At 46.5% G+C, this 25417-nt stretch carries 15 protein-coding genes; 13 read left to right on the forward strand and 2 right to left on the reverse strand.

From position 1 onward, the window contains the following. The first annotated feature begins 87 nt into the window (after nucleotides 1-87). The 3 genes from NF543_RS19640 to NF543_RS19650 all read left to right on the forward strand — a co-directional run bounded on the left by NF543_RS19640 (nucleotide 88) and on the right by NF543_RS19650 (nucleotide 6162). A complete protein-coding gene (locus NF543_RS19640; RefSeq protein WP_257669888.1) occupies nucleotides 88-2436 on the forward strand; it encodes a PSD1 and planctomycete cytochrome C domain-containing protein in 2349 nt (782 codons plus the stop codon). Nucleotides 2437-2505: 69 nt separating this feature from the next. Continuing rightward, entirely contained in the window at nucleotides 2506-3993 is a 1488-nt protein-coding gene (locus NF543_RS19645; protein WP_257669887.1) for a DUF1501 domain-containing protein, read from the forward strand. A gap of 9 nt (nucleotides 3994-4002) precedes the next feature. Further along, nucleotides 4003-6162 carry a c-type cytochrome domain-containing protein gene (locus NF543_RS19650; protein WP_257669886.1) on the forward strand — a complete coding sequence of 720 codons (2160 nt, stop codon included), beginning with the start codon at nucleotides 4003-4005 and terminating at the stop codon, nucleotides 6160-6162. A gap of 216 nt (nucleotides 6163-6378) precedes the next feature. Here the strand turns inward: NF543_RS19650 and NF543_RS19655 are convergent, their stop codons facing one another. Continuing rightward, nucleotides 6379-7386, reverse strand: a complete 1008-nt coding sequence (locus NF543_RS19655; RefSeq protein ID WP_257669885.1) for a LacI family DNA-binding transcriptional regulator — start codon at nucleotides 7384-7386, stop codon at nucleotides 6379-6381. 156 nt (nucleotides 7387-7542) lie between these two features. On the opposite strand from NF543_RS19655, the gene NF543_RS19660 reads away from it, so the two are divergent. The 6 genes from NF543_RS19660 (at nucleotide 7543) to NF543_RS19685 (ending at nucleotide 15936) form a co-directional block, all read left to right on the forward strand. Continuing rightward, nucleotides 7543-8403, forward strand: a complete 861-nt coding sequence (locus tag NF543_RS19660) for a sugar phosphate isomerase/epimerase family protein (RefSeq protein WP_257669884.1) — start codon at nucleotides 7543-7545, stop codon at nucleotides 8401-8403. Between the two features lie 49 nt (nucleotides 8404-8452). After that, nucleotides 8453-9877: a Gfo/Idh/MocA family oxidoreductase gene (locus tag NF543_RS19665; protein WP_257669883.1), complete on the forward strand. Its 1425-nt coding sequence runs from the start codon at nucleotides 8453-8455 to the stop codon at nucleotides 9875-9877. Between the two features lie 146 nt (nucleotides 9878-10023). Next, complete coding sequence (locus NF543_RS19670) at nucleotides 10024-10818, forward strand: PorV/PorQ family protein (RefSeq protein WP_257669882.1); 795 nt, start codon at nucleotides 10024-10026, stop codon at nucleotides 10816-10818. Nucleotides 10819-10849: 31 nt separating this feature from the next. After that, the gene (locus NF543_RS19675; RefSeq protein ID WP_257669881.1) at nucleotides 10850-12856 is read left to right on the forward strand and encodes a helix-hairpin-helix domain-containing protein; all 2007 of its coding nucleotides are present in this window, start codon (nucleotides 10850-10852) and stop codon (nucleotides 12854-12856) included. Nucleotides 12857-12948: 92 nt separating this feature from the next. Then, nucleotides 12949-15066, forward strand: a complete 2118-nt coding sequence (locus NF543_RS19680; protein WP_257669880.1) for a ComEC/Rec2 family competence protein — start codon at nucleotides 12949-12951, stop codon at nucleotides 15064-15066. Nucleotides 15067-15099: 33 nt separating this feature from the next. Further along, on the forward strand, nucleotides 15100-15936 hold the full coding sequence (locus tag NF543_RS19685; protein ID WP_257669879.1) for a phosphatase PAP2 family protein: 837 nt from the start codon (nucleotides 15100-15102) through the stop codon (nucleotides 15934-15936). Between the two features lie 48 nt (nucleotides 15937-15984). Here NF543_RS19685 and ppk1 read toward each other — a convergent pair whose 3' ends face one another. Next, nucleotides 15985-18042, reverse strand: a complete 2058-nt coding sequence (gene ppk1 / locus NF543_RS19690; RefSeq protein ID WP_257669878.1) for a polyphosphate kinase 1 — start codon at nucleotides 18040-18042, stop codon at nucleotides 15985-15987. A 128-nt stretch (nucleotides 18043-18170) separates the two neighbouring features. On the opposite strand from ppk1, the gene NF543_RS19695 reads away from it, so the two are divergent. The 4 genes from NF543_RS19695 (at nucleotide 18171) to NF543_RS19710 (ending at nucleotide 25390) form a co-directional block, all read left to right on the forward strand. Then, nucleotides 18171-20060 carry a RecQ family ATP-dependent DNA helicase gene (locus NF543_RS19695; RefSeq protein WP_308379210.1) on the forward strand — a complete coding sequence of 630 codons (1890 nt, stop codon included), beginning with the start codon at nucleotides 18171-18173 and terminating at the stop codon, nucleotides 20058-20060. 87 nt (nucleotides 20061-20147) lie between these two features. After that, nucleotides 20148-22367 carry an NADP-dependent isocitrate dehydrogenase gene (locus tag NF543_RS19700; protein ID WP_257669877.1) on the forward strand — a complete coding sequence of 740 codons (2220 nt, stop codon included), beginning with the start codon at nucleotides 20148-20150 and terminating at the stop codon, nucleotides 22365-22367. Nucleotides 22368-22693: 326 nt separating this feature from the next. Continuing rightward, the gene (locus NF543_RS19705; RefSeq protein ID WP_257669876.1) at nucleotides 22694-24571 is read left to right on the forward strand and encodes a sensor histidine kinase; all 1878 of its coding nucleotides are present in this window, start codon (nucleotides 22694-22696) and stop codon (nucleotides 24569-24571) included. 36 nt (nucleotides 24572-24607) lie between these two features. Further along, a complete protein-coding gene (locus NF543_RS19710) occupies nucleotides 24608-25390 on the forward strand; it encodes a LytR/AlgR family response regulator transcription factor (RefSeq protein ID WP_257669875.1) in 783 nt (260 codons plus the stop codon). Nucleotides 25391-25417: the final 27 nt, after the last annotated feature.

Consider the following 25417-nt stretch of genomic DNA (forward strand, 5'->3'; position numbering starts at 1 on the left):
CAGGCGGGTTTCAAAAATCTATTGCTAAATGGGTTTAATAATTTGGGATGTTTTCACTAAATTTGAAAACACCATTATAAATTAACTATGAGGCGCCTTCTTTCACCGAAGTGGCTAACCTTGATAGCGGTTTGCTTATTTGTCATCCTGCTTTCTGGTTATTTTTTCACAAAAAGCGAGACGACTGGCTTAGGTGGATCCATGCCATTACCTCCAATGGTGGATTATAATTTCCATATTCGACCCATATTATCTGATAAATGCTTTGCATGCCATGGGCCGGACCACAATTCCCGTGAGGCAGATTTACGGCTCGATACAGAAGCGGGTGCTTATAAGGCCTTGTCGAAAACAGCCGGAATGCATGCTATTGTTCCCGGCCATCCGAATCAGAGCGAAGTCTATTTGCGCATCACCAGCGATGATGAATTGTTACGCATGCCCCCGGCAACATCCAACTTGACGCTTACGAATTATGAGGTGAAGCTGATTGAACGATGGATTCGGCAAGGCGCGGAATATAAACCACATTGGGCATTTATTCCTCCCGAGAAACCTGAAATCCCCGAAGTGGGGCGTACAGATTGGCCGGTGAACGAGCTGGATCAATTCGTGCTGGCAAAGATGAAGGAGATGGACTTTAAGCCTAATCCGAAAGCAGAAAAACACCACTTGCTTCGTCGGGTATGCCTTGATCTTACCGGGCTTCCTCCCAGTGAAGAACAGCTTGACCGTTTCCTTGCGGACGATTCTGAAGAAGCTTACGAACGAATGGTGGACGAGTTGCTTTCTTCTCCAGCCTACGGCGAGCGCATGGCCATGCATTGGCTGGATGTGGCACGTTATGCTGATTCCTATGGTTATCAGGACGATGATATCCGCACCCAGTGGCCATGGCGTGACTGGGTTATCCATGCCTTCAATGAAAACATGCCGTATGATGAGTTTGTGACTTGGCAACTGGCAGGGGATATGCTGCCCGAAGCCACCAAAGAGCAGATATTGGCCTCCGCATTCAACAGAAATCATAAAATTACAGAGGAGGGAGGGGTAATTGAAGAAGAATATCGTGTGGCTTACGCGATCGATAAGACAAATACATTCAGCAAAGGTATTTTAGGCATCACAATGGAATGTGCACAATGCCATGACCATAAGTACGATCCCTTTTCGCAAAAAAACTACTTCGAGTTGTATGCCTTTTTTAACAACTCATTGGAGAAAGGGCTCGAAGGATTGGTGAATTCGGGCCCCTCGAAGACCCCGAGACTTACCATTACGCAAACCGATGTAGAAAATATCCTGCAATTTATCAATAAAGGGGACGACACCTCGGCAGTATCGGTATCGGTAATGGGAGAGCGCGATGAGGCACGACCGACATATATCCTGAATCGCGGATTGTATGATGCCCCTACTGAGCGTGCGTATCCCGGTACTCCAGCGTCAATCCTGCCGTTTGACAGTGCCCGATTTGCCCCCAACAGGCTGGGGTTAGCCGAGTGGGCCTTTAATGAAGAAAATCCCCTTACTGCTCGGGTATTGGTGAACCAACTATGGGCGATGGTTTTTGGTCGTGGACTGGTACCTACCGTGGCTGATTTCGGTAATCAAGGAGAGCTTCCTAGCCATCCCGAGTTGTTGGATTGGCTAGCGGCCGACTTTAGAGATAATGGCTGGAATATCCAACGACTGCTGAAACAATTTGTACTCAGCGCCACTTATCGCCAGTCATCACAGGTCACAAAAAGGCACCTACAAGAAGATCCTGAGAATACGTATTTGGCCCGTACTAAGCGGCTGCGTTTACAAGCGGAGTCTATCCGCGATTTGGCACTTGCCAGCAGTGGGCTGCTGAACCGGGAAATCGGCGGTCCAAGCGTGAAACCTTATCAACCTGATGGCATTTGGGAGGTAACTTCTTCGGGGCGCGGTGCCTTGACCAACTATGTGCAAGACCATGACGGTGCATTATACCGGAGAGGGATGTATGTGTTTATTAAATTGACGGTACCCCCACCCAATATGCTCATTTTTGATGCCAGCAACCGGGACGTATGTGAGGTGACACGGCAGCGCACGAATACGCCTTTGCAGGCGTTGGTTATGCTAAACGACCCCGTGATTCTAGAAGCATCCCGTGTACTGTCCGGCCGGATACTAAAGGAATCATCGGAAGCTGCGCCGCGACAACATATTGAATCGGCATTCCGCTGGATTTTGAGCCGAGAAGCCAGTGAACAGGAATTAACCTTGCTAGAAACGTATCATAAGGCAGAATTGAAGCGCTTTAAAGAATCACCGGCCAAAGCAAAAGCGTTTTTGGAAGTAGGTGAGGCCCCACAGGAAGAGACATTGCCCGTTGTTGAACAAGCAGCGCTAATGGCTGTTGTCCATACGCTGTATAATCTGGAGGAAACCATAACGAAGATATGACGAGGGTAAAGGGCGAATAAGCAAATCAGCAAAAGGCATTGCGCAAAGAGCAAATAGGTAAATAAACAAATGAGCAAAGTGCACATGAAGAAAGACGAATTGATTGAGAAAGAAGTCAAACAGGCACGTTTATTCCAAAACCGGCGGCAATTTTTGTCACGACTCAGTATAGGTATTGGAAGTGCGGCTTTGGGTTCGCTATTGATACCCGACTTATTTTCTGGTGGCGGGGCGGATAAAGAAGCAATGGCTGGCCGGCTTCCGCATTTCGCTCCGAAGGCAAAGCGGGTGATTTACCTGTTCCAAAGCGGAGGCGTTTCCCAATTGGAATCCTTTGATCCCAAACCCAAACTCCGCGAAATGATGGGCCAAGATTTACCGGAATCCATCCGTGGTGGCCAACGGCTTACGGGTATGACGTCGGGCCAAGCGAGCTTCCCGTTGGTGGGATCATATTATGATTTTGCCCAATATGGAAAAAGCGGAGCTTGGGTAAGTGATTTGTTCCCATACATGGGAAAAGTTGCAGATGACCTTTGTATCATCCGCTCATTGCATACCGATGCCATTAATCACGATCCGGCCATTACGTTTTTCCAGACCGGCGCCCAACAGGGCAACCGACCGAGCATGGGGGCATGGCTGAGTTATGGGTTGGGTAGCGATAACCAAAATTTGCCTGCCTTTTGCGTGTTGGTATCCAAAGGAAAGGGAAACGGACAAGGTGTGTACGCCAAGCTGTGGACCAATGGTTTCTTGGATTCCGTGCATCAAGGCGTTCAGTTTATGGGCGGTCCAGATCCAGTTTTATACCTCAATAATCCGCCCGGTACCGACAAGGTGAGTCGCCGGGCGTTGCTCGATAAACTAGCTGAATTAAACCAGCTGCAATTCGATGCTTTTGGCGACCCGGAAATCTCGGCAAGGGTGCAGCAATATGAGATGGCCTACCGGATGCAAACTTCAGTGCCTGAAGTCACGGATCTATCGAAAGAACCAGACCATATTGTCAAACTATATGGAGCAGATTGCCTCGTGCCGGGCACTTATGCCGCCAATTGCCTGCTTGCACGTAAACTGTCTGAAAACGGTGTGCGCTTTGTGCAACTTTACCATCAGGGTTGGGATCAGCATGGCAACCTCCCGCTGGAGATGGCAGGACAGGCCAAAGATGTAGACCAGGCTTCAGCAGCACTGGTGACCGACCTCAAACAACGCGGCTTATTGGATGAAACGTTGGTGATATGGGGCGGGGAATTCGGACGCACAAATTATTGCCAAGGGAAGTTGGAACATAATAATTATGGACGGGATCACCATCCACGCTGTTTCAGTGTATGGATGGCAGGTGGGGGAATAAAACCCGGCATGGTGTACGGCGAAACAGATGAATTCGGCTATAACATCGTAAAAAATCCTGTACATATACATGACTTCCATGCGACCATCCTGCATCAATTGGGGCTGGACCATGAAAAACTCACCTACCGCCATTTAGGTAGGCGTTATAGGTTAACCGATGTGTTTGGTGAAGTTGTGAAGGATATTCTTGTGTGAGAGGCTAAGATGAAATCAATCCAATCACTGCTGCTTAATCTGCTGATAGGCCTTAATGTATTTATTCTCTTTTTTTTGCTATTTGAAAGCCGAATAGTCGTGCCTGTCGCATTTCAGTTAGTTGGGCGTATGCATCCCTTATTACTGCATTTTCCAATTGTGCTGTTGGTATTGGCTTGGTTGCTGGCCTGCTTTGGTAACCGATTGAATTTGCAACAAGCCATCACTTGGCGATTTGTTCATGCTATGCTTTTTGCTAGTGCATGGAGTGCGGCAATAACCGTGGTCGCAGGCCTTTTGCTTTCCAAGGAAGGTGGATATGAGGGAAATGGTTTCCTGTGGCACAAATGGATGGGCGTAGCGCTATGCTTTATGGTTACGGCATTGCTGTGGTACCACTGGCAGATGAGGAACAAAGAGAGTAAGTACGATCGAACGTTTTTGGCGGGGCTAAACCTCTCCTTGGTTGCATTGATATTGGTTGGACACTTTGGTGCGAGCCTCACCCATGGGGAAGACTACTTGTTGGAACCTTTGCGTCGGAATGAGCAAAAAACGTTAAATGTGGAAACGGCTGTCGTGTTTCCGGATTTGGTATACCCCATTCTTCAGGCGAAGTGTCTAGGATGCCATAGCAAGAACAAGGCTAAAGGCGGACTGATATTGGCCGACACCAGCGCTGTACTAAAAGGTGGGGAGAACGGTCCTTTATTGGTGAAAGGTTCAGCGGAAGAAAGCCTCATCATCCAGCGGTTGCTGCTCGATTTGGACCATGAACATCGGATGCCGCCAAAAGGGAAGCCACAATTGACACCTGAGGAATTGGCGTTGATCAAAGCATGGGTTATTTCCGGGGCTGATTTCAATAGGCCACTATCAGCCATGCCGTTGGACGACACGCTCTACCACCTTGCTGAAGCGGTTTATGGCCCTGCTGCCAAAGAAAGTTATGACTTCCCAGCGGCCGATGCTAAAACCATAGCGGCATTAAACACGCCATACCGCACGGTTAAACCCCTCTCACATGCATCGCCAGCGCTGGCTGTGGGATTCTATGGGAAAGCATTCTATACCAAACAATCATTGCAGGAACTGTCGCCAATTAACAGACAAATAGTTTCATTGACATTAAGTGGGATGCCCCTATCTGCGGAAGATAGGGAAACACTGGCGTCTTTTGTCAACTTACGTGAACTGATTTTGAACAATACCCCTGTGGACGATACCTGGGGGGAGCTCTTGGGCCAGCTCCTTAAATTGCATAAAATAAGTTTAAGCAGCACAAGCATTACGGAAACGGGCCTTACCAGGTTGTTGTCTGCCCCAGATCTCCGTACGGTATATGTTTGGAATACAGGTATTGGTGCCGATGTATTGGAAAGGCTGCAACAGGAACATCAGGAAGTACGTATCGAACGGGGTTATGTGGATGATGGGAATGTCGTCTTACCACTGAATGAGCCGTTGATAACACCCGCTAGTGGTTTCTTCCGAGATGAGGTACAAATAGCGTTGAGCCACCCGATACCAGGTGTTGAACTTCGGTATACGGTTGATGGAAGTGAGCCGGACAGCCTGCATTCGATGGTTTATGACACACCTTATCGGGTGAAATCTGCTGTTGATATCAAGGTGAAGGCCTATAAAACAGGGTGGCTTTCCAGTTCGAAGGTCGTTCGCTCATTCCATCGATCCGGATATACCCCTCACCAAGTATCGCTGATGGACCGGCCCCATCCGCAGTACCGGGGGCGGGAGACACTTACATTGTTTGATCTGGAGAGCGGAGGCAGCAATCATGCCGATGGCAAATGGCTGGGATTCCATGGCCAACGAATGGGGACCTCCATGTATTTCGACACGGACATCCGTATTGATACGGTTGGGGTTAGTGTCAAGCAAGATTATCGTAGCCATATTTATCCACCGAAAACCATTGAGATATGGGGGGGTGCAGATTCGGTAAGTGCACGATTACTCGGGCGTTTCCATCCTGAGCTGCTTAAGCAGGATCAGGTTTTACCGCGACGGATGATACATGCTGCATTTGACGGAAAGACTGTCAGCTACCTACGGGTGACGGCAGAACCCTTTGGTTCAATACCCGATGGCTATCCTGGAGGGGGGCATCCGAGTTGGATTTTTGTGGATGAAATCATTATTCACTAGAAAATTTAGCAAGTTGCTGAACCTGTTGCGTTCAAAAAAATAGGTGTAGAGAAATCAAGTACATCGTTTGAAAACGTAGCAATCGCTATTTTTTTACTCCGTAAACCTATTTGGGGGGTAAAGTTTGATAAAGAAGGAGATTCGGAAATGGGCTTTCTCTATCTTTGTTGTTGAATGGTGTTAAAATTGTTGATAAGGCCAAAATAAACCAAACATTCAAAACACCTGCAATTTACATGGGAGTTTGACAAGTTGGGGTTCATATGGAGCTTGGGGATGGTTAATAAGGTCTAATAGCAACGAGCCAGCTTTTTGCCCGATGTTATAGGGTTGTTCTTTGAGTGAAGCAAGAGGGGGCCGTTCCAAATATTGGATGACGGGCATGACGCCATAACCAATTAACTCGACGGAATCGACCTTTGATGCAAATTCACGACGCAAGCAACTCAGCGTATCAAGCATCACTTGGTCCTTAAATGCGAGGATAGCGGTGGGAGGTGAGTCGAGTTGCATCAACTGGCGGGTAGCTTGGAAATTGCTTTCTTGAGTGAAATCGCTTTCCTGTACCAGGGTTTTATCAAAGGGGATGTGGTGTTGGATAAGCCCATCGCGGTACCCTAGGAAACGATCGCGACTGGTGGTCCAGTACGATGAGGCATTGATGAAAGCAATGCGTTGGTGCCCCCGAGATACGAAATAGGCAATAGCCTCAATAGCGCCTGTATATACATCGCTGCAAACGCAATGGAATTCTTCGTTGATCGGCTTGCGCATGAAATAAACGATGGGGATACCCGATTTGACAAAGGCATCAATGTGCGAGGTATCCATCGTTTCCCGGGATATGGCGATAACCAGACCATCTATACGGTTGCTCTGCATGATGAGTAGGAGTTCTTTCTCCCGTTGCAGCTTTTCGTGGCTTTGGCCGATGAGCACATTATACCCTTCGCCATAGGCGAATTTTTCAAAGCCCTCTACGGCTACTGAATAGAAATGGTCGAGCATGCTGGGTATGAGGATTCCAAGGGTATAGGATTTTTGTTGTTTGAAACGGATGGCCGTTTGGTTGGGCACAAAATTGAGCTGCTCGGCAAGTTTCTTTACACGTTCCTTGGTGATGACACCGATACTTGGGTGATCCCTTAATGCCTTGGAAACCGTGGAAGGCGAAAGATTCAATTCCGACGCAATATCCTTGAGGGTTGCTCGCTTGTGGTCCATTGGGCTAAGATAGGGAAAAGTCGGGAAGTCAGAAAGTCGGAGAGAAAAGCCTTAGCGTACTTGGCGGGAGCGCAAGCGTCTTTGTGGGCTTTGCGTGAAAGGAGTCGAGAAATCACTGACCGCCAATTATAGATTACAGAATACTAAAATAAAAATATGGATACAAGAAGAAAATTTATACAGCAAGGCTTACTTGCAGTAACAGCTGCAACACTGGCAGGGGTTCCCAATAGCTTTGCCTTGGCTGATCCGCAGCGCGGACATAAACAGGGGAAGCGTGACGACCGATTTAATCTCGGTGTTGCCGGTTATAGCTTTGTGAAATTTGGTTTGGATGAATCGCTGGCCATGATGAAGCGTATGGACGTGCGTTACCTATGTATCAAAGACTTCCATTTGCCATTAAAAAGTACAGCTGCCGAAATAGCGGCTTTTCATGAAAAGCTTGCACAATCGAATGTGAAAGGATATGCCGTTGGACCGATTTACATGACAAAATCAAAAGAAGAAATAGACAACGCATTCGAATATGCCAAACGAGTAGGGGTGAAACTTATCGTAGGAATACCTAATAAAGAAGACTTGGGATATATTGCCGATAAAACAAAAACATATGACATCCGTTATGCCATCCATAACCATGGTCCCGAAGATAAGTTATACCCTAATGCCACCAGTATTTATGAATTGGTGAAAGGTTTGGATGAGCGGATGGGATTATGTTTTGATATGGGACACAACATGCGCGATGGCCGAGACCCAGTGGCGGACATAAAGCGCTATCATACCCGGATTTTCGATATTCACCTCAAAAATGTGACATCAGCCACTAAGGAGGGAAGTACATGCGAATTGGGGCGAGGCGTAATTGATATCCCGGCCTTTGTGAAGATGTTGCGGAAAGTGGGTTATGGCGGTATGTGCAGCCTCGAATTTGAGAAGGATATGAATGATCCATTGGCCGGATTGGCCGAATCCGCGGGATATTTCAGAGGAGTGTTGGATGCTTCGGCATAAGTTGTTATCTTGCTAGTCAATTAGTTTCAATCTAATAAATGAGTTATAAATGAACAAGAGCGAATATTCAAGAAGGAATTTTCTTAAGCAGGCCATGTTGGCATCCGCTGCAGCAGCAGTTGCCCCAGGTTTGTTAATGGCCAAACCCAAATTGGCGGCTGCCAATGAACGTGTTAATTTAGCTTGTATAGGAATTGGCAATCGCGGTGGTGAAATTATCCGCGATTTATATGCTACGGGGTTAGCCAATATCGTAGCGCTTTGCGACGTCGATATGGGTGCTGAGCATACCCTCAAAACGCTGCAACAATTCCCGGACGTACCGCGATTCCAGGATTTCCGTACCATGTTTGACAAAATGGGTAATGAAATTGATGCCGTTTCCATCGGTGTGCCGGATCATTCACATTTCCCCATCACAATGCATGCGATGGCTTTGGGCAAGCATGTGTATGTGGAAAAACCTTTAGCCCGGACTTTTCAAGAGAATGAGTTGCTTATCAAAGCCGCCCGTAAATACAGGAAAGTTGTTACGCAAATGGGGAACCAAGGGCATTCAGAAGCCAACTATTTCCAGTTTAAGGCTTGGGAGAATGCGGGGATTATCAAGGATGTGACCGCCATTACGGCGCACATGAATTCCCCTCGGCGCTGGCATGGGTGGGATCCCAATATCAAGTCATTCCCGCCTGCGGAACCGATTCCGGGCACGTTGGATTGGGATTTGTGGCATTCCGCCATTGCTGAGCAACATGGTTATAACAAAGATTTCATCAATGGGCAGTGGCGCTGCTGGTATGACTTCGGTATGGGAGCCTTGGGCGATTGGGGAGCGCATATCATCGATACGGCCCATGAGTTTTTGGATTTGGGGTTACCTTATGAGGTAGATTGCACGAAGGCCACGGGACACAACGACTTTTTCTTCCCTATGTCATCCACTATCGTGTTTAAATTTCCGAAGCGGAGAGGCATGCCGGCGCTTGATATCACGTGGTATGATGGAGTGGACAACTTGCCCCCCATACCAGAAGGTTATGGCGTTTCGGGACTTGATCCCAACATCCCCCCGCCGAGCACGGGCGAGTTGGAGCCGGTAAAATTGAATCCGGGCAAAATCATCTATGGCAAAGACCTGACATTCAAAGGTGGGTCGCACGGCAGTACGCTGTCCATTATCCCAGAGGAGAAAGCCCTGGATATGGCTTCCAAGTTGCCCGTGGTGCCCGAAAGCCCCTCCAATCACTTTGCAAACTTCTTAAAGGCCTGTAAGGGTGAAGAGAAGACGAGGTCGCCATTTGAAATATCCGGCCCCTTGAGCCAAGTGTTTTCGCTTGGGGTACTGTCACAACAACTCCATACCAAACTGGAGTTTGACCGGAAAAAGAAGGTGATCACCAACAATAAAATGGCCAATGAACTGCTAGTAGGCCCCCCACCGCGCAAAGGGTGGGAGCAATACTATCAGGTATAGTATAAGGTTAGTCGAACACAGATAACACCGATGAAACGGATGTTCACGGATTAAAAGCAATAAAAATCAGTGTAAATCTGCCTATTCTGGGTTATCTGTGTTCTTTTTATTTTTTGAATTTATATTTTTTTCCTACCTTCACCTCGATGATTGGAAGGTGCCTCATACTCCTCCTAATCTCCTATGACAGCTTAGCCCAGACCTACCTAGGCCCAAGATTTGAAGCTATGGGGTATACGGGTGCAGCCCTCCAGGGGATTTACAGCCTGACCGCGAACCCAGCGGGTCTAACGGGGATAGAATACCTTACTGCCAATATTTCCTATCAACACCATTTTTTAACGACAGACATCACCTCGCAAAGCGCTTTACTTGGTGTACCTACCCGATTGGGAATATTCGGGCTGGCCGCAAATCGGTATGGATTGAAAGAGGCATACGATGAAACCAAGGTAGGGTTTTCCTTTGCAAAGCAATTTGGGACGCGATTTTCCGTGGGTATGTCAGCCGGCTACCACCAACTTTTTATCCCGAATTATTTGAGCGTTTCTTCCTTATCTGTCGATATGGGATTGCAGTATCATTTTGAACGAGGCGCGACCATTGGTTTCCAATATACCAATATTGGAAATGCAGATTATGGTCAGGATATATACGGCATCATTCCTACTTACATACGAATCGGCGGCAGCTATCCGCTGGCTCAAGTAATCGTCTCTTCTGATGTGGTGTATCGATTAGAACGTTCATTAGGCGGGCATTTCGGTATAGAATATCGCATAGCTAATCTAGTATGCCTACGTGGTGGGCTATCCATTAATCCTATGCAGCAGCATGCTGGCTTTGGCATCTATTGGCAGCGTTTTATGTTTGATGCGGCAGCTACCTTCCACCCGCGTTTGGGTACATCGCCACAAATAGGTTTATGTTATGCATTTTAGTCGGTATGTTATATTAGCGGTTTGTTTGCTATTGGCATATACTGTACATGCACAATCCGAAACGGATTTGCTTGTCGAGCGTTTGACAGAACTTGTAGCCGAAGAGTTGGCGGAAGATTTTGATTTCTCGGAATTGGCCGAACGGTTGGATTTCTATCAAAGACATCCTATAGACCTCAACCGTACAGACGGCAGAGAATTACAGGAACTCCAGTTCATCCCCCAATTGTTTATCGACAACCTGCTGGAGCACCGTGATCGTTCCGGAAAATTTGTCGCGATTTATGAACTGCAAGTCGTCGACGGACTGGATATGGACTTACTTCAACTACTTCTGCCTTATATTACCATAGGCGTTCCACATTCGCTCACCAATGTAGGTGTAGGCCAATTGCTCGAAGAGGGGGAGCACGATTTAATGGTCCGATACGGACGCACCTTGCAGCAGCGGCAGGGATACGCTATTACGGATACCACCCGCTCACGGTACTTGGGTACCCCCCACCAGTTGTTCGCCCGTTACCGGTATCATTTCGGTAGCGACCTGCAGGTGGCGCTTAACATGAAAAAAGATGCCGGTGAAGCGTTTTTCGATGGTGCACAGCGATATGGTTTTGATTTTTACTCGGGTAGTCTTTACATCCGCAATCAGGGTAGGCTAAAGGATCTCGTGGTAGGCGATTATGCGTTGCAGTTTGGCCAGGGATTGGCCATGTGGAATGGTTTGGGCTTTGGCAAAGGCTCCATGGTGCCAAACGTGGCCAAACAGGCTACCGGCTTGCGCCCTTATACATCCTCCAACGAGGTGTTATTTTTGCGAGGTGGGGCGGCTACTGTTGAATTTGGGCACTTCTCAGTAACACCATTCCTTTCCTGGCGTCGCCTCGACGGTTCGGTGTCCTATACGGTTGACAGCACGGCAGTGGTAGGCTCCATTGGCCAAACGGGCCTGCATCGTACTTCTACAGAGGCTGCCAACCGAGGTGCTGTACAACAATGGGTGTATGGGACCAATGTACAATACCAATACAGACGACTTCGAGTGGGAGCCACTGCTTATCAAACTCGTCTTGATGCGACTATCGACCCACAAGCGCTGCTGCGCAACCAATATGCTTTTCGCGGAGATGCCTTATGGAATGCCAGTCTTTACTACAATCATTCATGGCGGGGGATATACCTTTTTGGCGAGGCTGCACATAGTTTAGGTAGTGGCTTTGCCTTTGCCAACGGATTGATTGCCGCATTGCACCCTCACCTTTCCCTGGCCCTACATTACCGCAATTATCAACGCGACTACCATTCATTTTTTAATCAGGGCATGGCGGAGGGTAGCAGTTCATCTAACGAGCGTGGTTTTTACTCGGGCTTGGTGTACCACCCCAGCAGAAAGATAGAATGGGTGGGTTATGCCGATTTTTTTAGCTTCCCATGGTTGCGGTATCGGGTGGACGCGCCTTCACAAGGCCTTGATTTGCTCACGCAATTTACATACACTTGGTATAAGAAAGCTAATGTTTCCATGCGCTATCGCTATCGCCAGCGTCAGGAAAACGCCTCAATGGAACTGCCTCATCATCTCCTCGTAGATGTGTTGCGTCAGCAGGTGCGTGTAAGTGGGCAGTATAAATTGAATGATGCGTGGAGCATGCGTAGCCGCATGGAATTGTCGCACTACCAAAAGGAAGGGGATTCCACGGAAATGGGGTGGATGGCCTATCATGATGTCATTTACAAGCCAATGAGTGGGAGGCTGAGTGGTAATTTTCGCTTAGCAATATTTGGTACGCCCAGCTATAATTCGCGCATGTATGCCTACGAGAATGATGTGTTGTATGCATATTCGTTTCCAGTGTACCACAATAAAGGTATCCGTACTTATTTGAATTTACGTTATCGGTTTGGGAGGAAGACGGATGTTTGGATGCGATATGCCACTTTTGTTTATCGTGATGTGGATGAGGTGGGCAGTGGATTGGATGTCGTCGCTGGTAATCGGCGGTCGGATGTTCGTGTGCAATTGAGGTGGCGGTTTTAATTCATTAGGTTTGGATTATATAAAATAATTCCTAAATTAGCTGGAACTGATTGAATTTGCAGTAACCTGTTGGTTAAAAGCAACCGAGCCCAGTGAAAAAGCAGCATCCTATCTACCGCGGCCATATACCCTTCGTACGTTTCCTCTTGGCATTGGCTACGGGAATAGGAACGGCCTATGCGTTCGTGCCGCAACAGTCATTGTATACCTTAGCTTGGGTAATACTGGTAACCGCTTTGGTAGCCTTCATGGGCATAGCATGCATTACACGGCTACAGCAATACCGATATTATGGGCCGCTGGGCTTTCTCATCCTATTGTCGCTGGCTTCCACAGGTTGGATACTGACATGGCAACCCCATCCACAGATAAACCAAATGCACTTCAGCCATTATGAATCCAAAGCGCTGGTTGGCTATGTGGCTGATGAACCGGTGAGAAGGGGAAGTCATGTGCGTTTCCCGCTGACCATTACGAAAGGGTACGACAAGAACGGCATCACCAATATGTCGGGAGGCATTATGCTTACCGTGCATGTGGGTGACACCGTACTACCCATTGCTCTTGACTATGGTGATGAGCTTATCATCCCCGCCCAGTATAGGGTGGTACCACCACCCTACAACCCCGGTGAAATGGACTATAAAAGCTATTTGGCCAATAAAAATTTATGGCATCAGCTATATGTGCAGTCAGGAGAGATCCAAAAGATAGGAGCGGGTAGGGGCAATCCACTCGTTGGGTATGCGTTGGGCCTACGCCAGCGAATGGTTGCCAAATTTTCGCAGTATATACCTGATAAGGATGCGCTTTCCATCGCCTCCACGTTGATTTTGGGTTACCGTGCAAGCATGAGCCAGGAACTGCTTCAGGCTTTTTCAACTACAGGAACGATCCATGTGTTGTGTGTATCAGGTATGCATGTGGTGATGGTGTTTTGGTTGTTGTCGAAATTATTGTGGTGGATGGACCGCGGAAAGAACCTTCGAGTAGTCAAATTCTTCGTTTTGCTAATGTGTGTATGGGGTTATGCGTTATTGACCGGATTTTCGCCTTCAGTACTGCGGGCCTCTATCATGATCAGTTTTGTCATGGCGGCTTCTGGTTTCAGCCAACAAGCAAGGATATACAATAGCATTGCGGCCTCCGCTTTTTTCCTATTGTTATACAATCCCAAATTCATTGCAGAGCTAGGGTTCCAGCTCTCTTATCTCGCCGTGTTGGGCATCGTGTTTCTGCTTCCCAAGCTGCAAGTAGCCTTTTCAGTAAACAATCGGTTAGCCAAACCAGTTTGCGATTATACCTTGTTGTCTATTTCTGCCCAGGCAGGTGCGGGGCCATTGGCGGCTTACTATTTCCACCAATTTCCCCTATATTTCCTCCCCGCTAATCTGTTTGTCGTCTTGCCTGCGAGCGGAATTATGTACTTGGGTTTTGCTTTGTTGCTGTTACCACCGGGGCAACTGGCATCTTGGATCGGGTATGTACTTGAAAAACTGATTGTATTCACCAATGGGGTGCTAAGCCATATCGAACATTTGCCGATGGCCAGCATCAATGGAATTTGGCTGGATTGGTGGGAAGAAATATTGGCCTACGGGTTAATCCTCACAATAACCCTCGCCACTGTCATGCGAAACAAAGGCTTAGTATACGGTACCTTAGGATGCTCGGCCTTACTGATATTGTCTTCCTTTTCGGGTGCATTCCGACGGTTGAACCAACAAGAGGTGGTCATTTTCAACATCCGCCGCGATATGGCTGTTGGTTTCATCAGTAGAAAGCAAGCGTGGATATATAGTAGTCGGCCTTCCATGGATGACCGGACTATCCAATATTCAGTATTGCCCAAACTGGAAGCCAGCGTGCCGGCATCGGATATTCATTTTATACAACAGGACAGCGTTTATGTTAACCCTGAAGTTTATATCAAGGAAGATGTACTCCAACTGGGCGACACACGATTAATGATCTATGATGGGAAGAAATCCTATGACGGACAATTGGAAGTTGATATCTTATTGTTGCGCAATAACCCATGGATAACCCTTGAAAAGTTATCGGAAACCGTAACGTGCAAGCAATTGATACTGGATGAATCCAATTACGACTCCACCATACAGCGTTTTCAATCGGAAGCCAATGCCATTGGATTACCAGCATATGTATTGAAGCACAATTTTGCGTATGTTTGGGGAGTGAAGAAGTAAAACTTAACGATAAGAAATAGCAGTATACAAAGCATGAAATCCATCGGCTACATTTTCCTATTAATCTTTTTCCCATTCTTCCTGTATGCTTCCGATGAACGGCGCGACGATACAACGGCAGCGCTCCAAAGGAAAACTCCTGATGCTATCCGCTTTGCTGATGGCTTTGTACACACAGCCATATCACCCATCAGGTGGAAGGGGGGCGATTGGTTGAAAGCCGGTGGTGTTGTGGTAGGTACGGCGTTGGTGTCACTGGCCGATAAACCGGTACGGCGGTTTTGGCAAAATCGTGGCGGCGCGGTTTGGGACGGGGTTGAGCGGGCAGGTTTCCATTATGGTAAACCGTATGCGGCTTTCGCGATGACCGGTGGATTTTACTTGGCAGGGTTGGTATGTAAAAGTGAATGGGCCAAAGAAACGGGCCTTATTCTGGGAGTTGCTTATTTGACCAGCGGGCTTGTCCAGACGGGTATGAAAAGCATCGCGGGAAGGGCAAGACCGGCTACGGAAGTAGGCCCATGGCGGTTCGATCCCTTTTCGTCGGAAGCTGCTTACCATTCCTTCCCTTCGGGGCATATTCAGATTGCCTTAGTGAGTGCCATGGTGCTGGCCAGACGGGTAGAAAATCCGGTATTAAAAGTGATTTTTTATTCCACGGCCGGTGTGACAGCGGTAGGTCGCATGTATTCGGATAGCCATTGGTTGTCGGATTTGGCCTTTGGGGCGGCGATTTCATGGTTTTGTACAGATGCGGTATTGAAGCGGATGGGGACTAATAAATACACCCATCCATGGAAGAAAAAGCAATCCGTTGTTTGGAATTTTGTGCCTTCACCCCAAGGTATCGCTATTGTCGGGAAGTTTTGAATATGTTTTTATACCGGTGTTTAGATTTTTGATGCCGATTCAAGCTTGTTAAACGGCTGATAAATGGGATGTACGATTGGTAGCTAATAGGCCATAGATAGCCTGTTGCGAATGCAAATCTTCGTTGTTGCGTACGGACACGTTACAGCAGTTTTCATCCAATACCACCGCAGCGGCGTCGTCCCTTAGCTGGAGATCGACCAGATTCTTGATTAACTGTTTGATTTGAGGATCGTATACGGGGAAGCACACTTCTATCCGCCGGTAGATGTTCCGGTTCATCCAGTCAGCAGATCCCATGTAGATGTCCTCCTTTCCATTATTATGGAAGATGAAGATGCGCCCATGTTCCAAGTACCTGCCAACAATCCGCCTCACTGATATGTTGTCGCTTAATCCCTTGACTCCAGGTCTTATCCGGCATATGCCTCGGATAATCAAATTGATTTCAACCCCATCCTGACTTGCTTCGTAGAGTTTCTTGATGAGGGCCTCTTCTTCAATGTTGTTCATTTTGATGGTAATCCGGGCAGGCAGTCCTTTGCGGGAATGGCATATCTCCCCATTGATGAGCTGCATAAATTCGTCCATCATATTGAATGACGCGACAAGCAGGTGCCCGAATGCGGTATGGTCATCCACCGTTCTCCGTTTCCGTTTTTGGAGGAATGAAAACAGGGTGTCAAGTTCCTCCAGCATGGGCTGATGGGCGGTTAAGAGCATATGGTCGGTGTACACGTTTGCTGTGTTCTCATTAAAATTGCCTGTGGACAAGAGGCCCAACAACGGGTTCTCGTCGGTATCCCGCGTTACAAGTGCCACCTTGGCATGAACCTTCAATCCCGGAATACTATACAGGATATTGATGCCAGCCTCTTTCATGCGTTTGGCCCATTTGATGTTGTTGGCCTCATCAAAACGGGCCTTTAGCTCTACAAAAACGGTTACTGATTTCCCGTTTTTAGCGGCTGAGATAAGTGCATGGATGATACGAGATTGTTGTGCTACGCGATACATCGTGGTCTTTATCGCCTTGACATCTGGGGCTATGGCCGCTTCGTTGAAGAAACGAAGTACCGTATCATATGACTCATAAGGTGTATTGATGAATAAATCACGCTTTGCGACCTCGTCAAAAAGCGTCGTCCCACGTACCAGGGTATAAGGAATCGGAATTTGCTTGAGGTATTGAAGAGCGGTTTTCTTCGCCGGAAAATCAAAAAAATCTTTGAGGTTGTGATAATTTCCTCCCGATATCTTGTTGCTTTTCCGTATGGAAAAAGAGCTTATCAGCGTGTCGAGAACTGATTTAGGCATGCCGGGCTCATAAAGCATACGTGTGGCCAAACCATAGTCGCGTTTGCTGATTTGGGCTTCAATGATTTCGGCCATGTCGTCCCCATATTCATCATCTAATTGGATGTCCGCATCCCGGGTTACTTTGAAACTGTAGGCGCCAGAGATGGATAGGTTTCCATCAAACAATCGGTCGATGAGAAGCTTGATGATGTCATCTATGAAAGCCACGTACTGCACACCATCGATATCTTTAGAAAAAAAACGAGGTATGGCCTCCGACGGTATATTGACAATGGCAATGTCTATTTGCCCGGTAAACATGACAGCAAGATACAACTGGTTGTTTTTTGGGAAAAAAGAACGTCGTCCATCAAGATGAGTGATTTCCAAATGGGCAGCTATGGTATGGTGGAAATACGGCTCGGCATGATCCATTAATTCGGCGGGAATGGGTGTATTATAGCAGACATGGATATTTTCCTGCAAAAGCCCAGGCAAAATTCCCTCGCACAATAAACGGCCGAACGTTTCCTGTTGTTTTCCGATGGTTCGTTTGGCATCTTTCAGGACATTGCCATCATGTAAGTTATCTATGACAAGACCGTTCTTTTTGTTGAGTTTGCGGAACGCCATCAATAAAGGCATGCGCACGCGGTAAAACTCATCGAGATTGGATGAATAGATGGCAAGGAATTTCAGGCGTTCCAATAGCGGTACATAAGGTCTGGATGCTTCCATCAATACACGTTCGTTGAAGGATAGCCAGCTTAAATCCCGGTTAATAAAAAGAGGTACGTCTTGTTCCATTGTTCCGCTTTGACAATTAATTCCTGCCAATTTACATATATTTTTTCGATGGGAAAAGGAGTAGTGTAATTGCATGACACCTTTTCGAAATGTAATTTTGCGTATGTTTGATAGGTAGAAGTATAGGCATGATGAATAATGTAGAAATCCTTCGTAAATACTGGAAACATGAGTCTTTTCGCCCTTTGCAAGAAGAAGTCATCCGGTCAGTATTGGATGGGCATGATACGCTTGCGCTGATGCCCACGGGAGGAGGGAAATCCATTTGCTTCCAAGTGCCGGCCTTGGCAATGGAGGGCCTATGCATCGTGGTGACACCCCTTATTGCCTTGATGAAAGATCAGGTGGAAAACCTCAGCGCAAAAGGCATTGAGGCCGTAGCCATCTTTTCGGGAATGAACAAGCGGGAAGTAGATATCATGCTTGATAATTGCATCTACGGCCATATTAAATTCCTTTACCTCTCACCCGAGCGGCTTACTAATGAATTGGTGCAGGAACGAATTCGTTATATGAAGGTCAACCTCTTTGTCGTGGATGAGGCACATTGTATTTCGCAGTGGGGGTATGATTTTAGACCATCTTACCTCAATATCGTCGTATTGCGTACGCTGCATTCAAATATACCTTTCCTAGCGCTCACGGCCACAGCCACATCCAACGTTGTGGATGATATCCAAGTGAAGCTGGCTTTCACACAAAAGAACGTGTTACGCAAAAGTTTCTTTCGGGAAAATCTTGCTTATATGGCTTTTGAGGAAGAAGACAAGATGGGAAGGATGCTACGTGTCATCCGTAAGCTTGGGGGCAGTGGCATCGTGTATGTGCGCAATAGGAGGGAGACACAGGAAATAGCCCGTATCCTGTTGCATGAAGGGGTTTCGGCTGATTTCTACCATGCCGGATTGGAAACCCCCGAACGAGCACGTAAACAAAGCGCATGGAAAAAGAACAGTACCAAGGTCATCGTGGCGACCAATGCTTTTGGGATGGGTATCGATAAGCCCGATGTGCGCTTTGTCGTCCATTTGGATTTGCCTGATTCATTGGAAGCTTATTATCAAGAAGCTGGAAGAGCTGGGCGTGACGGTAAAAAAGCTTATGCTGTACTGTTACATCATGAAAGCGACCGAATCCGATTGCGGAAAAATTTCGATCTCAGCTTTCCTTCCGTAGCATACATCAAACAGGTATACCAACAACTTGGTAATTATTTCCAATTGGCTTATGGGGCTGGAGGGAATTTGACCTTGGATTTTGATATTGGTGACTTTTGCAACCGGTATAAGTTTGATGCCATCAAAACAATCAGTGCATTGAAATTCCTTGAGCGGGATGGCTGGATTAGCGTCAGTGAAAACGTGTACTTGCCATCGCGCGTGAAGTTTGAAGTCAATTCACAAGACTTATATCGATTCCAGATCGAGCATGTAAGCCATGATACGTTTATCAAAACACTGCTTCGTAGTTATGGAGGGGCGTTTGACTATTTTATTCCTATCCGTGAGCAGGACCTGGCAAGGAAATTGGGCAAAAGCTATCGCCACATTGTCGACACGTTAGAATACCTTCAAAAGCTCGAAATCATCAGTTATATCCCACAGACCGACAGCCCACAATTGCAGTTTTTGCGTCCTCGGATTGATGATAAACGTCTGCACATAGACCACCAATACATCGAGGAGCGAAAAGAAACCAAACGGGAGCAGCTAAAAGAAGTATTTGCTTATCTTGATATCCGTACATGCCGCAGTATGCAGTTGCTGGCCTATTTTGATGAAAAGCGGTCAAAACGTTGCGAAATATGCGACCTTTGCTTGAAAACAAATCAATCGGAGGATATAGCGGACAGTTTACTGGCTGAATTGGTAGCAGCTTTATCAGACGGTCCTTTGACCATCGATAAGCTCGTGATGGGTATGCAATCGGGTACGGAGGAGGCCCGCTTGGCGTTTATCCGTAGGCGATTGGATGAAGGTCGACTGAAAGTGAATGGAGATAAGTATTATTTGGGGTAGTTTGTTATGCATATCATTTTTAGTTACTTTTGTGGCCGCATTTGGGTCAACAGGCCTAGATAATCTCAAAAAATCAATCGTATATATATGTCAAAAAGCGTTAAGATTCTTTACACAAAGACTGATGAAGCACCAGCGTTAGCAACGTATTCATTTTTACCTATTGTTAAAGCATTTACAAGCCCAGCAGGAATAGCGGTAGAAGAAAAGGATATTTCTTTAGCAGGCAGGATCCTTGCCAATTTCCCTGATTACCTTGCTGATAACCAAAAAATTGGTGATACCCTCGGTGAGCTGGGGCAATTGGCAACTACACCCGAAGCCAACATCATCAAATTACCGAATATTTCGGCTTCCATACCGCAGTTGAAAGTGGCCATCTCGGAGCTTCAGGCCAAGGGTTATACCGTGCCTCGTTATCCCGAAGAACCAAAGACGGATGAGGAGAAGGCCATCAAAGCGCGATACGCCAAAGTCTTGGGATCTGCTGTGAATCCGGTATTGAGAGAGGGAAATTCCGACCGCCGTGCCCCAAGGGCGGTTAAAAACTACGCTAAGCAACATCCGCATTCCATGGGAGCATGGACACCCGATTCCAAAACACGAGTAGTGTCCATGTCAGCAGGTGATTTTTACGGCAGTGAAAAATCGATTACGATACCACAAGCTACCACATTCACCATTGAATTTGTGGACGAGAATGGTACGAAAACAACATTGAAAGCGCAAGCACCTTTACTGGCAGGAGAGGTTGTCGACTGCTCAAGGATGAGCATTAAGCAGCTAAAAAGTTTCGTGGCCCAGGAGATCAATGCAGCCAAGAATGCTGGTGTACTGTTGTCTGCACACTTGAAAGCAACCATGATGAAAGTATCAGATCCCATCATTTTCGGAGCTATTGTGGAGGTCTATTTTCAACGTGTATTTACGAAATATGCTAACTTGTTTGCCGAATTAGGAATTGATACCAGAAATGGTTTAGGTGAGGTTTATGCTAAAATCACTGGGCATGCTCAGGAGGATGAAATAAAAGTGGCACTTGCGGAGGCCCTTGAAAGCGGACCGGATTTGGCCATGGTCAATTCGGATAAAGGCATTACCAATCTGCATGTTCCTTCCGATATTATTGTAGACGCTTCCATGCCAGCGATGATTCGCAGCTCGGGCAAGATGTGGAATAAAGCCGGCGAATTACAAGATACCTTTGCGCTTATCCCGGATCGTTGTTATGCGGGTGTATATGCCGCAACTATTGATAACTGCAAACAACATGGGGCTTTCAACCCAGCCACCATGGGGTCGGTTTCTAATGTTGGCTTGATGGCGCAAAAAGCTGAGGAATATGGGTCACACGACAAGACATTTTGGGCAACGGCCAAAGGAACCATACAAGTTGTCGATGTAGAAGGAAATGTACTGATGGATCAGCAAGTGGAAGAAGGCGATATTTTCAGGATGTGTCAAACAAAGGATGCACCGATTCGAGACTGGGTAAAACTGGCTGTAAACCGTGCAAGGAACTCGGATATTCCTGCTGTTTTCTGGCTGGATGAGCAACGGGCACATGATCGGCAAATCATAGAAAAGGTCAATGCCTATCTCAAAGAGCATGATACCGTTGGACTGGATATTCGGATTCTGAACCCTGTAGAGGCAACCAAATTTTCTTTAGCCCGTATCCGTAATGGCGAAGACACAATTTCCGTAACGGGCAACGTGTTGAGAGATTACTTAACGGATTTATTCCCCATCTTGGAATTGGGTACTTCTGCGAAAATGCTGTCTATCGTTCCGTTGATGAATGGTGGTGGCTTGTTCGAAACCGGTGCGGGTGGATCTGCTCCCAAACACGTGGAACAATTCCTCCAAGAAGGATACCTGCGCTGGGATTCTTTAGGAGAGTTTCTTGCATTGGCTGTTTCTTTGGAGCATGTGGCCCAAACTCAAGATAATGCCAAGGCATTGATTCTTTCGGAAACACTGGATGCCGCTACGGAAAAGTTTTTGGAGCATGATAAATCACCCGCACGAAAAGTGGGCCAGATAGATAATCGAGGTTCCCACTTTTACCTGGCACTATATTGGGCGGAAGCATTGGCTGCGCAAGATAAGGATGCCGAGCTCAAAGCCCTATTTACCCCCGTGGCGGGCAAATTACTGGAAAACGAATCCCAAATTAACCAGGAATTGATTGCTGTTCAGGGTAAAGCACAAGATATCGGTGGTTACTATTTTGTAGATGATGATTTGGCAGGGACGGCCATGCGACCCAGCAAAACGCTTAATGCAATTATTGAACATTTGTAAGTAATTGTAAATAAACCTAACAGGTTTATGAAACCTGTTAGGTTTTTAAGTTCTTTTACATCACTTCTTGTATTTGTCGTTCAACCCCACACCTTGCAAGATGAGATATTGGTTTTACTACAAACTCCTACGGATTTTTGAAGTATCATTTGATTCCTATGGGTATGCTTAGTGCAATGGTTATGCAGATGCATAAAACGATGGGTTAGCCTTCCTCTTTTTACGATACTTAGCCATTCATGTCCTTTGGTATACCGTTGCTTTTGTTCACTGAGCAACGGTTTTCCGCGACGGACATTTATTACCTATCTTTACGGATAATGCGAATGCTTAAGGTTTTGCTTGTTATCATAGCCAGTTTTGGTTGCAAGGCTGTCCCCGCCGCGGTGGCAGATGATACACTGCGGACCAGCCATATAGAAGGGCGTATTGTTATAAGCAAATCCGATGTGACATACACCGGCCAAGCCATGGGGCTGCCAGCGGAGGCAAAAGTGGCTCAGGGCCAGTATAAAACGTTACGGTGGTTTTCTTTCTCGTTGGTAAATGATCGGACTTCGGATGATACCTTATTCATGGTTAACAGTCGATACGGACGTACACTAAATTATCTCTACAACCAAGCAGGGGAGTTGATGTATGCCGATACGACGGGTTCACAACACTATTCCCGATATCAATATTTCCCCGATTTTCCTTACATCAGCACGATTCCCTTGTCGCGTGACAGCACTTATCGCTTGTGGCTAGGAACAACAAATACAGCGCAGGGTAACATTCACCTGCTATCCGTGGGCGCCGTTTACGAATACATCTATCAAACCCGGAATAGGAATGGCCTTCAAATGTTGGTGAACACACTCGGTATCGGTTTTCTGTCGTTTATTTTCCTTTTTTTCTTGTTTTACGCTATTGTAGCAAAACAACGTGTATTTACGCTATACACCATATACCTCTTTGTGGCTTTGGTCTTCTGTTTTAGTCTAGAGAATGAATTTTTTGGCTATGCACAGAGTTTGGTAAATCAATTGTCATACCTGCGTTATTTCAATGAGACAGCCGTTGCTTGGATGTTTGTCTTTTACATTTTCTTTGCTGACGCGCTATTGGACATGAGTAAGCAGGACCGCATACTGAAGCACTTGCTCCGGTGGGTCATCTTGCTGCTTGGACTATACGGTCTATTCCAGATGTTTACCCAGTTGCTGGATGTTTCAGGACAAGTTATATCGCTGGCTGCATTTTCTTTCCGGATATTTTTCTTGCCGGTCTATGTGATTCTTCTGGTAATCATTATCATTCGTATAAGAAGCCCCGTAAAACCATTTTTCCTTATTGCCAATGTGTTCTTGCTTTTTGGAGTGGTTGTTTCGGTTGCCATCGATTTCACCATCGGCATATTACATCTTGGTATGCATGAAATCTATTCAGGGACAGTTCTACAAGTCGGTATTGTGGGCGAAACCATCTGCTTTTCGTTTGCTTTGGGGTATTACAGCCAATTGATACGAAAGCAACGGGATGAAAAAGTGATCGCACAGGCAGAAATGGAAAAACGTATTCAACAAATCAGTATAAGATCATTAGAGGCACAGATGAATCCACATTTCTTATTCAACGGCATCAACGCCGTGCGTGATTTGATGATGAAAGACCAAAAGGAGGAGGCCTTGAATTATATGAACGCCTTGGCATTGTTGCTCCGGACGAGCCTCATTAACGGCCGTAAGGACAGTATTTCATTGGCTGATGAACTCGAAAGCGTCAAGCATTATTTATCCATAGAGAGGTTGCGATTGGGCACGGGCTTCCATTTCGATATCAAGGTGGATGAAAGCATCAACCTCCATGAGATTGAAGTACCACCCCGGTTATTGCAGCCCATCGTGGAAAATGCAATCAAGCATGGATTGCGGCCAAGCGGGAAGGAACAGAAAAACATTACTATTTCACTGGAGGGGCAGCAACAAAGATATTACCTCACCGTAACAGATAATGGTATAGGGCTTAGTAAGTCACATATACTACGTGCAGAAGACCCGCTTAAAAGTACGATGTTAGGTTTAAGCATGACCCTGGAGCGATTGGCGATTTATAATGAAAGGGAGGGTGTAGGAATCAAGATGGAGGTCAAAGAGGTGGCTTCGGACAACGGGGAGGTGATGGGCACAGCGGTAAGATTTATCTTCTCTGATAATGAATAGCTATAATTTTAATGGACAACCGTAATTTTTACCCATATGGATACAATAAAAGCCATAATCGTAGATGATGAGCACCATGCCATCGATAGTTTCAGGGCAATTGCCATGGAGGCCTGCCCTAATGTGGATATCATTAATGCGTATGAAAACCCGGAAAGATTTATCAACTGCATGGATGAAGACGGTAATTTTGATATCCTGTTTTTGGATGTGGAGATGGTGCCATATTCGGGCTTCAAATTATTGGAAAACTTGCGCATAAAGTATGCTGATGAACTGCCTTTCGATGTGATCTTCCTTACAGCTTATGACCAATATGCTGTGCAGGCATTCGGCTATAATGCGTTAGATTATCTGTTGAAACCCTTGATGCCACAGGATTTGCAGAAATCTATCTGTAAATGGGAGACGAAGGGTCATAAACGTTTGCATGCCGCACAATTGGAACAGCTGACCGCATTCCTGTCCACCCCCACTGTGAAGCCTGATCGGATGGCCATCCCTACGTTGGACGGATATGAAGTAATCCATTTCAGGGACATCATCCGGTGTGAGGCAGATCGTAACTACACACATATTATTGATCGGGATTTTAAACACCACGTGGCCTGTCGCACCTTAAAAGAGGTAGAGCACCTGCTTTCGAATCATGGCTTCATCAGGGTGCACCACTCGCATATGATTAACCCAAATTTTGTTATTAAGATATTAAAGGAAAGTGGGGGGACATTGGAGATGATTGACCACACCAAAATTGCTATAACGAAAAACCGCGAGGATACATTGCGCCAGTTATTTTACCAAATCAAGAAGCTGTAAATAGTAAAAAAATGCTCCCCCGCTTTG

This window comes from Parapedobacter tibetensis (assembly GCF_024704835.1).
Lineage (GTDB): Bacteria > Bacteroidota > Bacteroidia > Sphingobacteriales > Sphingobacteriaceae > Parapedobacter > Parapedobacter tibetensis.